The 14,136-nt window shown below is 56.6% G+C and carries 16 protein-coding genes; 9 read left to right on the forward strand and 7 right to left on the reverse strand.

Annotation, left to right across the window (positions count from 1 at the left end; genetic code table 11):
- Window positions 1–60 precede the first annotated feature (60 nt).
- The 4 genes from moaA to QGM61_RS04180 all read left to right on the forward strand — a co-directional run bounded on the left by moaA (window position 61) and on the right by QGM61_RS04180 (window position 3,831).
- Window positions 61–1,179, forward strand: coding sequence for a GTP 3',8-cyclase MoaA (gene moaA, locus QGM61_RS04165; RefSeq protein ID WP_237134244.1), 1,119 nt, complete (start codon window positions 61–63; stop codon window positions 1,177–1,179).
- A gap of 9 nt (window positions 1,180–1,188) precedes the next feature.
- Window positions 1,189–1,707: a molybdenum cofactor biosynthesis protein B gene (gene moaB / locus QGM61_RS04170; protein WP_237134243.1), complete on the forward strand. Its 519-nt coding sequence runs from the start codon at window positions 1,189–1,191 to the stop codon at window positions 1,705–1,707.
- A 670-nt stretch (window positions 1,708–2,377) separates the two neighbouring features.
- Window positions 2,378–3,169, forward strand: a complete 792-nt coding sequence (locus QGM61_RS04175) for an exodeoxyribonuclease III (RefSeq protein WP_281132120.1) — start codon at window positions 2,378–2,380, stop codon at window positions 3,167–3,169.
- 35 nt (window positions 3,170–3,204) lie between these two features.
- The gene (locus QGM61_RS04180; RefSeq protein WP_317622137.1) at window positions 3,205–3,831 is read left to right on the forward strand and encodes a peptidylprolyl isomerase; all 627 of its coding nucleotides are present in this window, start codon (window positions 3,205–3,207) and stop codon (window positions 3,829–3,831) included.
- A 14-nt stretch (window positions 3,832–3,845) separates the two neighbouring features.
- Here the strand turns inward: QGM61_RS04180 and QGM61_RS04185 are convergent, their stop codons facing one another.
- Window positions 3,846–4,145: a YciI family protein gene (locus QGM61_RS04185; RefSeq protein WP_237134241.1), complete on the reverse strand. Its 300-nt coding sequence runs from the start codon at window positions 4,143–4,145 to the stop codon at window positions 3,846–3,848.
- A gap of 254 nt (window positions 4,146–4,399) precedes the next feature.
- Between QGM61_RS04185 and QGM61_RS04190 the strand changes: the two genes are divergently transcribed.
- The 5 genes from QGM61_RS04190 to rluB all read left to right on the forward strand — a co-directional run bounded on the left by QGM61_RS04190 (window position 4,400) and on the right by rluB (window position 8,863).
- A complete protein-coding gene (locus QGM61_RS04190; RefSeq protein ID WP_237134240.1) occupies window positions 4,400–5,020 on the forward strand; it encodes an L-threonylcarbamoyladenylate synthase in 621 nt (206 codons plus the stop codon).
- An 85-nt stretch (window positions 5,021–5,105) separates the two neighbouring features.
- On the forward strand, window positions 5,106–6,320 hold the full coding sequence (locus QGM61_RS04195) for a tryptophan--tRNA ligase (protein ID WP_237134239.1): 1,215 nt from the start codon (window positions 5,106–5,108) through the stop codon (window positions 6,318–6,320).
- Between the two features lie 13 nt (window positions 6,321–6,333).
- Window positions 6,334–7,158: a segregation and condensation protein A gene (locus QGM61_RS04200; RefSeq protein ID WP_237134238.1), complete on the forward strand. Its 825-nt coding sequence runs from the start codon at window positions 6,334–6,336 to the stop codon at window positions 7,156–7,158.
- 24 nt (window positions 7,159–7,182) lie between these two features.
- On the forward strand, window positions 7,183–8,067 hold the full coding sequence (gene scpB, locus QGM61_RS04205; protein WP_272907277.1) for an SMC-Scp complex subunit ScpB: 885 nt from the start codon (window positions 7,183–7,185) through the stop codon (window positions 8,065–8,067).
- Complete coding sequence (rluB, locus tag QGM61_RS04210; RefSeq protein WP_237134237.1) at window positions 8,057–8,863, forward strand: 23S rRNA pseudouridine(2605) synthase RluB; 807 nt, start codon at window positions 8,057–8,059, stop codon at window positions 8,861–8,863. The genes scpB and rluB overlap by 11 nt, the downstream gene beginning before the upstream one ends.
- Window positions 8,864–8,894: 31 nt before the next feature.
- On the opposite strand, the gene QGM61_RS04215 is transcribed toward rluB, so the two are convergent.
- The 6 genes from QGM61_RS04215 to QGM61_RS04240 all read right to left on the reverse strand — a co-directional run bounded on the left by QGM61_RS04215 (window position 8,895) and on the right by QGM61_RS04240 (window position 14,011).
- Entirely contained in the window at window positions 8,895–9,311 is a 417-nt protein-coding gene (locus QGM61_RS04215) for a hypothetical protein (RefSeq protein WP_237134236.1), read from the reverse strand.
- A gap of 14 nt (window positions 9,312–9,325) precedes the next feature.
- Window positions 9,326–10,288, reverse strand: coding sequence for a GGDEF domain-containing protein (locus QGM61_RS04220; RefSeq protein WP_281132121.1), 963 nt, complete (start codon window positions 10,286–10,288; stop codon window positions 9,326–9,328).
- Between the two features lie 192 nt (window positions 10,289–10,480).
- Window positions 10,481–11,245, reverse strand: coding sequence for a YciK family oxidoreductase (locus QGM61_RS04225; RefSeq protein ID WP_237134234.1), 765 nt, complete (start codon window positions 11,243–11,245; stop codon window positions 10,481–10,483).
- Window positions 11,242–11,958 (reverse strand): HAD-IA family hydrolase, encoded by a 717-nt coding sequence (locus QGM61_RS04230; RefSeq protein WP_281132122.1) that lies wholly within the window; start codon window positions 11,956–11,958, stop codon window positions 11,242–11,244. Before QGM61_RS04230 ends, QGM61_RS04225 begins: the two co-directional genes overlap by 4 nt.
- Window positions 11,955–12,665: a bifunctional 2-polyprenyl-6-hydroxyphenol methylase/3-demethylubiquinol 3-O-methyltransferase UbiG gene (gene ubiG / locus QGM61_RS04235; RefSeq protein WP_237134232.1), complete on the reverse strand. Its 711-nt coding sequence runs from the start codon at window positions 12,663–12,665 to the stop codon at window positions 11,955–11,957. The genes QGM61_RS04230 and ubiG overlap by 4 nt, the downstream gene beginning before the upstream one ends.
- Window positions 12,662–14,011 carry a TRZ/ATZ family hydrolase gene (locus QGM61_RS04240; protein WP_281132123.1) on the reverse strand — a complete coding sequence of 450 codons (1,350 nt, stop codon included), beginning with the start codon at window positions 14,009–14,011 and terminating at the stop codon, window positions 12,662–12,664. Before QGM61_RS04240 ends, ubiG begins: the two co-directional genes overlap by 4 nt.
- Window positions 14,012–14,136 lie beyond the last annotated feature (125 nt).

Consider the following 14,136-nt stretch of genomic DNA (forward strand, 5'->3'; position numbering starts at 1 on the left):
GCTCGACAAGTCGTTTTCAAATGGCAGGCAAAATGTGTTGCCTCCCTCTGAGTGTGGATAATGAGTGTAAGCAGTAGTACCACTGACAACGCGGTTACTGATGCCGTGATAGCGAATGCCGAGAAAGAGGGTCTGATTGACCGCTTCGGACGGCGTGTCGACTATGTGCGTCTGTCGGTGACAGACCGTTGCGATTTTCGCTGCGTGTACTGCATGACCGAAGAAATGACCTTTCTGCCCAGACGGCAGGTGCTGAGCCTTGAAGAGATTTACCAGCTCGGCAAGGCCTTTACTGAACTGGGTGTCAGACGCCTGCGCCTGACCGGTGGTGAACCGCTGGTTCGCAACAACGTCATGTCGCTGATCGAGGCGCTTGGACGATTGCCAGGGCTGGATGAGCTGCTGCTTACCACCAACGGAGCGCAACTGGAAAAACTGGCAGGGCCGCTGCGTGATGCAGGTGTCAATCGCATCAACATCAGTATCGACAGCCTGGATGCCGATCGCTTTAAACGTATTACCCGGGTTGGCAGTCTGCAGCGCGTCATGGCAGGTATAGCCGAGGCCAGAAAACAGGGTTTCGAGCGTATACGCCTTAACAGCGTCATCATGAAGGGTTATAACGATGACGAAGTAATGGCCCTGACCGACTACGCGCTGGAGCAGGGCGTGGATATTGCTTTTATTGAGGAAATGCCGCTGGGGCAGGCCTCGGATCATGCCCGTGAAGACACCGTCTGCAGTAACGACTGGGTCCGCGAGCAGATTCAGAGTCGGTATACGCTTGTCAGCACTGATGCTCAGACTGCGGGCCCGTCAAAATATTACAACGTAGCCGGCTACGACAACCGAATCGGCTTTATCTCACCGATGTCGCACAATTTCTGCGCTGACTGCAATCGCGTGCGCGTTACTGTGGAAGGCCGCCTGCTGTTGTGCCTTGGCAACGAACACTCCTCAGATCTGCGCGCGGTACTGCGCGGACATCGCGGGGCGGTGGCTGATCTGGCACCTCCACCACCGGATGAACTGTCACTGGCTGATCTGGAGCGGGAGCCCGCCAGCGATGAGCTCAAGGCAGCGATTATCGCGGCCATGGACCTGAAGCCAGAGCGACACCATTTTTATGAGCAGGACTATGCGCAGCCTGTGCGTTTGATGAACATGACTGGAGGTTAGTGAGCAAGCATGAGCAAAGGTGAATCAGGCTTCAAGCCTGTGAATGCGGTCGTTGTGACCGTCTCTGATACCCGCACTGAGGAGACAGACAGTTCAGGGCGTTTTCTGCAGCAGAGTCTGACAGACGCCGGGCATCAGGTGCTTGCAAAGCATATTGTCAAAGACGACACCTACAAACTGCGCGCGCTGGTTGCCACACTGATCGCAGATGATCAGGTGCAGGCCGTGTTACTGACCGGCGGCACCGGTTTTACGCATCGGGACAATACCGTCAAGGCGGTCACGCCGCTGCTGGACATGCATATTGATGGGTTTGGTGAGATTTTCCGTTATCTTTCTCACGCAGAGATCGGCAGTTCTACCATTCAGTCCCGCGCCTTTGCCGGGATCAGCAACGGCACTATCGTTTTCTGTATGCCTGGCTCAACGGGCGCCTGCAGAACGGCGTGGGAAGGGATCATTGCGCAGCAGCTCGATAGTCGCCACAAACCATGTCATTTTGTGGACAAGCTGAAAACAGTGGCCTGATGCATTCTGGGCAAGCCTGCCCCTGAAAACATTCCAGGACCAAAAATAAAAACGCCAGCGCTGACAAGTCAGAGCTGGCGAAAAAACCGTCCACGCGGATATAGCACTAGCAAAACCTGTTGAATCTGCGTCTTCCTGTTGGGCAGTGTAGCCGCGAATTCACTGAATCTTTAATTTGCTCAGGGTCGGATCCTGAGACGGGTGTCAGCTACCTGAGTCTGTGGTGCGACACCGAAATTGTGCGCCTGGCGCAAGGTCTGCCTTTAAGGGGCAGAACCATCTGGCAATTAGCTGTTTGCCAGGATGGTCAGTACTGGAACAGCGATTGAAGCTGTTACAACAGTGACTGTGATCAATGCGGCTCGTGCGCTGATGATCAGTTCGCTCATGAATATCTCTCCTTTTGGGCTCTCGAAACGTTTTAAAACAACGGTGTGTTTCCTGTTTTGTTACTTTCGGCGTTTTGGGCCTTGGCAACGATGCGTATAGTAACACAAATGCGAATTAAGGTAACACTTTTTTGTAAATATTTTTCGTTATGCGGTGGAGCGTAACGTTTTAGCGGCAAAATGACGGGTTTTCAGTCCGACTGGTCGGGTTGAGTCAATTGCTGACCCATCCCTGCGGGGTTACACTTGCGCGTTTTTAGCTCTGGCAGACGGGAACAGGTATGCGTATCACCACATTTAACGCTAACGGCATCCGCTCGGCCGCCCGAAAAGGCTTTTTCGACTGGTTTGCTGATCATGGCGCGGACGTTCTCTGTATTCAGGAAACCAAGGCGCAGGATGCCCAGCTGCAGGACTCTGTTTTCCGGCCCGAGGGCTACTACTGTTACTACTGTGATGCTGAGAAAAAGGGTTATTCGGGTACGGCAATTCTCTCGCGCCGCGAGCCCGATCGCGTCCAGTTCGGCCTTGGCTGGGAGGCAGCTGATAGTGAAGGGCGCTATCTGCAGGCGGATTTTGGTCGCTTGAGTGTCATATCGCTGTATATGCCCTCCGGCTCCAGCGGCGAAGTGCGGCAGGCCTTCAAGTTCGAATTTCTGGATCGCTTTCTGCCACTACTGAAGGGTTTTCGCGCTGATGGCCGCGAATATGTCATCTGCGCTGACTGGAATATGTGTCATAAGCCGATTGATCTGAAGAACTGGCGGGCCAACCAGAAAAACTCGGGCTTTTTGCCTGAAGAGCGCGCGTGGCTGGATACGCTATATGATAAAGTCGGTTATGTTGATTCGTTCCGGCTGGTCAATCAGCAGCCAGAGCAGTACAGCTGGTGGTCGAATCGCGGTCAGGCACGCGCCAGGAATGTTGGGTGGCGTCTCGACTACCACGTGATAACGCCAGGCCTGGTGCCTGCAGTGAAAGCGGCCAGTATTTATACGGACGCATTTTTTTCTGACCACGCACCGGTAACACTGGATCTGGATGCGGGTTTGATGTCTGTTGATACGAAGTGACGTAGATGGTTAATGCGATTGAATGGGAGGTTGCGTTGAAATTCGGATTGTATGCAAAGCGTGGTTTGCTGAAGTTTGTGTTCCAGTTTGTGCTGACAGCAGGTCTCTCGCTCAGCTGGATGGCGAGTGTGTCAGCCCAGGGTATTACCGCCACCATAGAGACAAGTCGGGGCAACATCGTGCTGAGCCTGAACGAGCGGGCCGCGCCGACCTCGGTGGCCAATTTTGTCAATCTGGCCATGCGTGGATACTACGATGGTCTGACTTTTCACCGCGTCGAGCCGCGCTTCATGATCCAGACCGGCGATCCGGAAGGAACCGGCCGTGGTGGCCCGGGTTATACCTTTAGCGGTGAGACCAATCTGCGTCACAATCGGCCGGGCGTGATATCCACGGCCAATGCGGGTCCGGGTACAGATGGCAGCCAGTTTTTTATAACTCACCTGCCCACGCCGCATCTGGATGGTGGGCATTCGGTCTTCGGTTATGTGACCAGTGGCATGGATGTTGTTAACAGCATTCGTCGCGGGGATACGATGGTCAAGGTGACCATTGAGGGTGACATTGCGCCCCTGTGGGAGCGCAAGTCCATTGATCTGATAGTCTGGAACGCGATTCTGGATCGTGAATACCCGGATCTGCGACCGGCACCCACGCCCTGATTGCGGGCCGCTTGTCAGGGCAATACCTGCTTGAAGGGTTTGACCGTGACGCTGCGGTAGACGCCAGCCTTGACGTAGGGGTCTTCGTCAGCCCAGGCGCGGGCGGCCTCCAGAGACTCGAATTCGGCGATGATCAGGCTGCCAGTGAATCCGGCATCGCCGGGGTCATTGCTGTCGATGGCCGGGTGCGGTCCGGCAATGATCAGACGACCTTCGGCCTTGAGCGCTTCCACGCGTGTCAGGTGGGCCGGGCGGACCGGCATGCGCAGTGGCAGGCTGTTCTCGACGTCTTCGCTGATGATGGCATAGAGCATTGAAATTCCTCGTTTGTGTAGCCGCCGGCCATGCCGACCTGCATTGGTCGACTTTGCTCAGGCGGCCTGTTATTGTTTGCTACTTTTTCGGGTTAGCACCCTTTGTGATGCGGCGCCAATCGAGGATGCCGATCATAGGAAAGTCCCTGTACAAAGGCAAACCCGGGCTGACGGCGAACCGAAAGGCTCTCAGGTCTTGAGTCAAACTCAGCCCCATTAACACACGGAACAACCAAGGATCTCGATTAACGGTTATGGCACAAACGCTGGAAATACATCCGGATAATCCGGAACCGCGCAAAATCAGTCAGGCCGCCGATATACTGCTGGGTGGCGGTGTGGTGGTTTACCCGACAGATTCGACCTACGCACTGGCCTGTCATATTGGCGACAAGAACGCATTGGAGCGCATTCGCCGTATTCGGCAGTTGTCTGACAAGCATAACCTGACTCTGATGTGCCGGGATCTCTCGGAAATTGCCACCTATGCTCGTGTCAGCAACAGTGCTTATCGTCTGCTCAAGGCCTACACACCTGGCCCTTATACGTTCATCCTGCCGGCCACCGCCGAAGTGCCGCGCCGGCTTATGCATCCAAAGCGAAAAACCATCGGCTTGCGAATCCCCGATCATGCGGTTGCGCAGGCGCTACTGGAAGCAACCGGCGAGCCGGTGATGACCACCAGTCTGATTCTGCCGGGCGAGGAACATCCGCTTTCCGAGATCTATGATATCGAGGAACAGATGGGTAATCTGGTGGATCTGATCGTGGACAGTGGCGCCTGCGGCCTTGAGGCAACCACGGTTGTCGATCTGGTCGACGGCAGTCCACAACTTGTCCGTGCAGGCAAGGGTGATCCGGCGCCATTCCAGTAAGGCTGCGGCGCGTTTAAAGTCCGTACGCCGTCATTGTTTCATGCCATAATACGGCCTTGTTTTTTAGCGAAAGGGAGAGGGTCGTTTGTCTACAGTGGAATCACAAAAACGGGTACTGTCGGGGATGCGTCCGACCGGGCAGCTGCATCTTGGCCATTATCATGGCGTTTTGAAGAACTGGGTCAAACTACAGCACGAGTTTGAGTGCTTCTTTTTTGTGGCTGACTGGCATGCGCTTACCACCCATTACGCCTCCCCTCAAATGATTGAAGAACATGCTCTGAACATGGTCATTGACTGGCTGGCTGCCGGTGTGAACCCGGGCTCGGCTGCGCTGTTCATCCAGTCGCGCGTGCCGGAACACGCTGAGCTGCATCTGCTGTTGTCCATGATGACGCCATTGGGCTGGCTGGAACGAGTGCCGAGCTACAAGGACCAGCAGGAGAAGCTGCGAGACCTGGATCTGGAAACCTATGGTTTTCTGGGTTACCCCCTGCTGCAAAGCGCCGACATTCTGATTTACCGAGCCGGCCAGGTACCGGTGGGCGCTGACCAGGTTGCGCATGTGGAGTTGACGCGTGAAGTGGCGCGCCGCTTCAATCACCTGTATGGTCGTGAACCTGGCTTTGAGGAGAATGCGGTTGCTGCCGTCAAGAAAATGGGCAAGAAGGCCGCGCGCCTTTACCAGACGCTGCGCACCGCCTATCAGGAGAAGGGTGACCACGATGCCCTGGAACGAGCGCAGGCTTTGATTCGTGAACAACAGAATATTTCTCTGGGTGACCGAGAGCGTCTGTATGGTTACCTGGAAGGCAGTGGCAAGATGATTCTGGCGGAGCCGCAGGCGCTGCTGACGCCTGCTGCCAAGATGCCGGGTCTGGATGGTCAGAAAATGTCCAAGTCCTATGGCAATACCATTCCTCTGCGCGAAGAACTGGACACGGTTGCCAAAAAAATAAACACCATGCCCACCGATCCGGCGCGGGTGCGTCTGACCGATCCGGGTGACCCGGACAAGTGTCCGGTATGGCAGCTTCACGAAGTGTACTCCGACGATAGCACCAAAGCCTGGGTGCAGGACGGCTGTCGCAATGCGGGTATCGGCTGTCTGGCCTGCAAAAAGCCAGTGATTGATGCGGTGGTGGCTGAACTTGAACCGATCCAGGATCGAGCCCGTCAGTACGAAAAAGACCCTGACCTTGTGCGCTCCATCCTGGCTGATGGCTGCGAGCAGGCGCGCGAGTCCGCCCGTGAAACGCTGCGTGATGTTCGCGAAGCGATGGGGCTGGCCTATCGATGAAGACCAATTTGCGATGAGTGAAATGACCGACACTGAATCCAGCAATCAGGAGCTGAGACCGCAGACCGAGATGCCATTTGCCTATGTTGCCGGCAAAGCCATCACTCAGCTGCCGCAAGATCTTTATATCCCGCCGGATGCGCTGGAAGTCTTTCTTGAGGCCTTTGAAGGGCCGCTGGATTTGCTGCTGTACCTGATCAAACGACAGAATATCGATATCCTCGATATTGATGTGTCGTTGATCACCGAGCAGTACATGGCCTATGTTGATCTGATGGAGTCGCACCAGTTTGAGCTGGCTGCCGAATACCTGGTGATGGCTGCCATGCTGGCAGAGATCAAATCGCGCATGCTGTTGCCACGCAGCAAGGACGAGGAAGAGGACGAAGAGGATCCGCGCGCCCAGCTGATTCGCCGTCTGCAGGAGTATGAGCGCTATAAAAAGGCTGCCGAGGACCTGGATAATCTGCCACGCATAGAGCGCGACATTTATCTGGCCGGTGCCAAAGGCCCGCAGCTTGAGCGGACCTCACCTGACCCGGTCGTGGAGCTGCACGAAATTCTGGCGGCGCTGGCAGGTGCCCTGCGACGTGCTGATATGTTCGAGCATCACCAGGTGCAGCGCGAGACACTCTCCACCCGGGAGAAAATGGCTGAGATCCTGGTGCGTCTGTCCAGTGAGCGTTTTGTGCCGTTGGTATCCCTGCTGATGCGGGAAGAGGGCCGGTTAGGCGTGGTAGTTACATTCCTGGCGGTAATGGAACTGATCAAGGATTCACTGGTGGATATCGTGCAGCATGAACCGTTTGCTCCCATCCACATCAAGGCGCGCAGCTAACAGAACAGAAATGAGTCAGTTGATATGAGTACGGATGCAATGACAGACAATGAGCGGGATGACGAGCAGCAAAATGCTCAGGGTCCCGACACAGACGCCAGCGATGGCCAGACTGAAGAGCAGGAAGCGGCAGTAGAGGAAATTACCCACGCGCCGCAGGAAATAGACGAGAGCCTGCTGCAGCAGATCATTGAAGGGCTGCTGCTGTCTGCTGGCAAGCCGCTGTCGGTAGCAGCGCTGGCAGAGCTGTTCGTGGAAGAAGAACGCCCCGCAAACGATCAGATCCGTGAGACACTGGCCCGGATCGCAGAGCAGTGCGAGGGTCGCGGCTTCGAACTCAAGGAAGTGGCCTCGGGGTTCCGCTTTCAGGTACGTCAGCATCTCAGTCCGTGGATAGGCCGGCTGTCAGAGGAAAAACCACAGCGTTATACCCGTGCTCTGCTGGAGACATTGGGTCTGATCGCTTATCGCCAGCCGATAACCCGCGGGGATATTGAGGAAATCCGGGGCGTTGCCGTCAGCTCGACGATTATCCGTACCCTGCTGGATCGCGAGTGGATACGGGTAGTGGGGCACCGTGATGTGCCCGGTCGGCCAGCCATGTTTGCGACCACAAGGCACTTTCTTGATCATTTCAATCTAAAGAGCCTTCAGGAACTGCCACCACTGGCCGAAATCCGTGACCTTGACCAGTTGAACCCGGAGCTGGACCTGGGTGAAGAGCACGAGGGTCGCGTACTTGTTCTGCCTGATGAAGACAGCGATGCAGGAGAGGATCCCGATGCCGAGCCGGTAGATCCGGACAAATTGATTGACGAGGACGAGGCGATGGCGCTGGCCAAACGTCCACTGGACGATATTCTGGGTTACGGCCGCCAAAAGCAGGAAGAAGAATCTGATGACAAATGAAGTCCAACAGGACGAGAAATTACAGAAAGTACTGGCGCGCGCCGGGTTCGGATCGCGCCGCGAAATGGAAACCTGGATAAGTGACGGGCGTGTCCGTGTTAACGGCAAGATCGCCACGCTGGGTGACCGCGCATCGGCAACTGACACCATCATGGTGGATGGCAAAAAGGTAGCCAACACTTCGGGTGACGGCAATCTGCCACGCGTGCTGCTTTACAACAAACCCGAAAATGAAATCTGCAGTGCCAAGGACCCTGAAGGTCGTCCGTCAGTTTATGACCATCTGCCGCCCATCAAACATGGTCGCTGGGTTGCGGTAGGACGTCTGGATTTTAATACCAGTGGACTGCTGCTGTTCACCACTGATGGTGAGCTGGCAAATCGCCTGATGCATCCCTCAGCCAACATCGATCGTGAATATGCGGTCCGCGTGATGGGCGAGGTGAGCGATGAAATGATCAAGACCCTGCTCAAGGGTGTGATGATTGACGAACATCTGTGTCGCTTTACAGATGTGCAGTTTTTTGCCGGTGAGGGCAGGAATCGCTGGTATCACGTGGTGATCATGGAAGGACGTAACCGCGAGGTGCGTAAACTCTGGGAATCGCAGGGCGTGCGTGTCAGCCGCCTGAAGCGAGTGCGTTACGGGCCGGTATTCATTCCCAGCCGCGTCAAAAAGGGTCAGTTCTACGAGATGAAAACTGCCGAGGTCATTGGTCTGTATGAAACAGCAGGTATGACGCCTCCGACGGGGACAACCCGACGCCCGACCCGCAACAACAAGCGGCGTCGCTGACACGACTGACCGCCTGGCCCGCGGCGCCTGATCAGCGTTCGCGGGTCTTAAGACTGGCTCGCAGCGGTTTCATCAGAGCCGGGATGACTGATTCGATCAGTGCCAGTTCACGTTCACTAAAACGCCGATTACGCTTGAAGGTGATTTCCCCCAGGTACTCATTGGTTGCCAGCAGGCGATAACCGCAGCTGTGAAGGGCTTCGCTACCAATCTGTATGTCAACATCCAGTGCTTCGTGCTGGTAGTGCAAGCCATCCACACCCATGCCCTGGGTCAGGCTGTTGAGCAGGCGCTCCTGCAGAGCGGCCAGCTCGGTGGTGCCATTCAGGTTGTTAAGAAGTTGTTCACGCAGTCGCTCTGACCTGCTTTTGCGTTCAGTAAGCTGACTGTCAGACACGTCGGGCTTGAGTGTGTCGGCGGTCGCCAGTTCATAGGTAGCTGATGGCATTGAAAGTTTCCTTTTCAGAGCGATATCGAGTGGGGAGTAGCGTTGTTGTTGTTCTGACTCAGACTTGTGTTGCCACCGTGAGCTTTGGCCTGGTACATGGCCATGTCTGCACGTTCCAGCAGTTCGGTCAGCGATTCATCGGCCTGCCATGTCGCCGCGCCAACACTGGCAGAGGTAACAATGTTGCCGCTGTCGCTGCAGATGTTGAGTGAGGCGATTGCCTGACAGACCCGTTCGGCGATGATTGCTGCACCGGTCGCTGGTGTGCTGCCCAACAGAACCACAAACTCATCACCACCCAGGCGGAAGCACTGATCTGTATTGCGGGTGGCATCAATGATGGCCGCCACAACTTCCTGCAGCACCCGGTCGCCTGTTTCGTGACCGTGACCGTCGTTTATCTGTTTGAAACTATCCAGGTCGACCAGCAGCACCGAAAGGGAGTGCTGGTAGCGTTTGGCAGAGTTGATGGCGAAATCGAGCGACTCGTGCAGTGCGGCACGATTGCCGATCTGGGTCAGGCTGTCAGTTCGGGCAGCCTTCAGGGCAGCGGCGTATCTGAGTGCGTTATTCAGGGGGTGCAGCAGTGACATCAGCATGTCTTCAAACTCTGCCATGTTATTGGCGGAGAATACGCGCTGTCGTGACACAATCAGCTCGCCAAGGTGCAGCTCGCGGGTAATCAAGCGATAGGCAAGCGAATGAGTGCCCTCAGTACCAAAAGTCAGTTGCTCAGATGCTTCGTTATGTCGGTACCACATGCCGCTGATTCTCAGGCGAGTCTGGGCATGTCTGAAAAAAGCCAGCAGAATTGCATCAACGGACAGCGACGCCTGCAGTGCGGTCATCAGTTGTACACGCGACTCGAGGGTCCCTAGCGCTTTGGTAACGCGCGGGCTGGCTGACGCAAGTACAGCATCGTCAGCTTTGACGATGCGCAGTTCCGTAGTTTCGGCGGTGCTGAGTGGTAATGCCATGTCTGTCTCCGGCCTGGACTTATGGGGCCGAAGAAGCGAAAAACGTGCCAGAATTTTTGAAGTTGTTTTATTTGTTATTCAAAACAATTAGATACAGATGAAATATGATGTTTTTGATAGGAGTTTGCCGCTTATTGCCACGGGAAAGCGGCAAGAATTGCCGGTTTCCCGTCGCTTTGCCGCCTGCCGGCGTCAGTTCGCCGACGCATGGTCGTTTTGCACCCTCGCCAGCAGTTCACGTATATCCAGCGCTTCCCCGTGAATGGCCCTGCTTTGCGCTGACATCAGGTAAACGTAGGCGGGCATCAGGGATTCAGCGGTTGGCAACGTTGCCGGGTCCTCAGCCGGGTAGGCTGCGCGTCGCATTTCCGTGCGGGTGGCTCCCGGGTTGATTGAGTTGACGCGAATGGATGAGGTGTTGCGCAGTTCCTCAGCCAGCACCTGCATCAGACCTTCGGTTGCGAATTTACTGACTGCATAGGCACCCCAGTAGGCGCGACCTTTGCGGCCCACACTGGAAGAAGTCATCAGAATGCGGCCATCGTCCGATTTTGCCAGTGCCGGCAGTAGCGCTTTTGTCAGCATGAACATGGCGTTGACGTTGATCTGCATGATCTTGGTCCACTGTTCAGCCGGGTAGTGCTCGATAGGACCCAGAGCGCCCAGCACGCTGGCATTGTGCAAAAGGCCGTCCAGCGCCGGAAACTGCTCCAGAATTGATTTGCCAAGCAGGTTGTAGTCGTCGACCGTCGCACTGGCCAGGTCCAGCGGGTGAATTACCGGTTCGGGTAGGCCCTGCCCGACGATGCTGTCATAGACAGCTTCCAGTTTGGCCTGCGTCCGGCCCAGCAGAATGACGGTGGCGCCCTGTTGCGCGTAAGCAAGCGCGGCGGCTTTGCCGATGCCGTCGCCTGCGCCGGTCACCAGAATCAGTTTGCCGGACAATTGATCGCTCATGAAAACTCCTTTTGTTGTGCGTGTTGGCTCATGTGGTTTGCCAGGTCGATTACCTGGCCGGCGATAAAATCCGCCTGCCATTGTTCAATCGGTGGCTCCGGGGGCAGATACCCCCAGCCGGCCGCCACGGTGTGCATGCCAGCCGCGCGGCCAGCATCGATGTCGCGTGGATGATCTCCTACGTAAATACATTGCTTCGGGGAAACTCCCAATTGCTTACAGGCCAGCAGCAGGGGCTCAGGGTCGGGCTTGCTGCGGCTGACGTGATCCGGACAGATCAGCACGGCGCACTGCTCATGGAGTCCAAGCGATCGCATCAGAGGTTCGCTGAAGCGTACCGGCTTGTTGGTCACTACGCCCCAGGGTATGTCGCGACCGGCCAGCGTGGCCAGTAGTGCGGCCATATTGGGATAAAGCGCAGATTGTGTTTGCTGAATGCGATCGAAATAGCGCTCCAGCAGTTCGGTCAGCAGCGGCTCGAAGTCCGGATCGCCTGGCTCCCTGTCGAAAGCAAGTTTAACCAGTGCTCTTGCGCCGCTGGACACGGTGGCATGCACCGCCTGCTCACTGGGCGCAGCGATGCCGGCCTGCTGGCAAAGCTGCTGCAGCACATCGCTGAAGTCAGGCGCCGTATGGACCAGCGTGCCGTCCAGGTCGAACAGCACTGCGGCCACCTGTGTTTGCAGTGGAAATTCCGGGGTCTGCATACTCATGGCTTCTGGTAATGAACCAGGTAGTTGACGCTGACATCCGGCGCCAGCTTGTACTGCTTGGTCAGCGGATTGTAGGTCATGCCCGTCAGTTCTCCCTGTTCAAGGTCCTGATGGCGGCACCAGTTGGCCAGTTCCGAGGGCTTGATGAATTTGGCGTAGTCATGTGTGCCGCGTGGCAGCAGGTTGAGTACGTATTCTGCGCCCACGATGGCAAACAGCCAGGATTTCGGGTTGCGATTGATGGTCGAGAAGAACAGGTGGCCGCCGGGTTTGGCAAGCCGGGCGCAGGCGGCCACAACCGCTTCCGGGTCAGGCACGTGTTCAAGCATTTCCAGGCAGGTCACGACATCGTATTGTCCGGCTTCCTGTTCTGCCATTTCCTCTGCAGAGATGTTCTCGTAACGGATATCGTCCAGACCGCTCTCCAGTTGATGCAGACGGGCAACGGCCAGTGAGGCCTCTGCCAGGTCGATTGCCGTCACGGAAGCGCCCTGACGGGCCAGAGCCTCGCTCAGAATGCCGCCACCACAGCCAATATCAATGCATCGCTTGCCAGCCACATTGACCTTGCGATTGATGAAACCCATGCGTAGCGGATTGATTTCGTGCAGAGGTCGAAATTCGCTGTTCGGGTCCCACCAGCGCGCAGCCAGCGCTTCAAATTTGCGGATTTCGCTGTCGTCGCGGTTCGGGGTATTCACAGTCATGAGGATTCCTGCAGTAGGGTTTGCCAGCCTTGAATGTCGTCGAACAGTTTACGCTGGTTAATGCTAGTCAGTTCGCCATTGTCCACCAGTCGTTTGCCATTGACCCAGACGTGCGACACCTGATCGCTGCGGGTGCTGTAGGCAAGATGCGAAGCGGGGTGGTAGACGGGCACGGTATTCAGGCTGTGCAGATCGACGGCGATGATATCGGCCTGTTTGCCGACCTCCAGGGAGCCGGTAAGCGAGTCCAGTCCCATGGCCCGTGCACCATTAATGGTGGCCATGCGCAGCGCCTGCAGGGCGGGCAGGGCGGCGGCATCACCAGAGACCGCTTTGGCGAGCATCGCAGCCGTGCTGAGCTCGGCAAACATATCCAGATCGTTGTTGCTGGCAGCGCCGTCGGTGCCCAATGCGACATTGATGCCTTCGCGCATCAATCTGTCGACCTGGCAGAAGCCACTGGCCAGTTTCAGATTGGATTGCGGGCAGTGCACTACATGAGAACCGCTATCGCGGATCATGGCGATGTCGTCCTCGTCCAGCGCGGTGGCGTGAACGCACAGCAGGCGCGGACTCATCAGCCCCAGCTGATTGAGTCGGCGAATCGGACGCAGGCCGAATTTTGCCAGCGAGTCAGTGACTTCGCCGGCGGTCTCATGCACGTGCATGTGCACAGGCACGTCCATCTCCTCAGCCAGCGGCGCGATTCGGCTGATTGGTTGATCGGACACTGTGTACGGCGCGTGCGGACCAAAAGCGGTACTGACCAGGGTGCTGCGACGCCATTCATCATGCAGCTTGATGGTTTTGCTGATGCCTTCATCCGGGCCCTGCGCCCAGGGTGTTGGGAAATCGATGATGGGGGTAGCCAGTTGCACGCGCATACCGGCCTCGGTCGCTGCCCGCGCAGATGCCTCAGGGAAAAAATACATGTCGGCATAACAGGTAGTGCCGCCGCGCAGCATCTCGGCGATAGCGAGACGGGTGCCGTCGTAGACAAAATCCTCACTGACCCAGCGGCCTTCCAGTGGCCAGATGTGCTGTTCCAGCCAGGTCTGCAAGGGCAGATCATCGGCGACACCGCGCAGCAGGCTCATGGCAGCATGGCCATGCGCATTCACCAGGCCCGGCATGACAGCGTGGGTGGAGGCATCGACCTGATCTCTGGCGGTGAAGCGCTGGTCGGCCACTGCGCTGGGCAGGACGGCGACGATGCGGCCCTGATCCACGGCGACTGAATGGTTTTCCAGTACCGCGGACTGGTCATCCATGGGAATGACCCAGCGGGCGTTGATCAGCAGATCTATGGACATCTGACCGGAGTCAGGCATTTGGGGTGACGTCATTGAGGCTCCCGGTTGGACAAACTCAGGCCCGGATTATAACGAATAACACCAGCGAGCAGGAGCTTGATCTGAGCCTGCATTTATATGCCCGGAATACGGTCGGTTGTGCTAGAATTGAGCAATTT

Origin of the sequence: Pseudohongiella sp. SYSU M77423 (assembly GCF_029911965.1) — a bacterium.
Lineage (GTDB): Bacteria > Pseudomonadota > Gammaproteobacteria > Pseudomonadales > Pseudohongiellaceae > Pseudohongiella.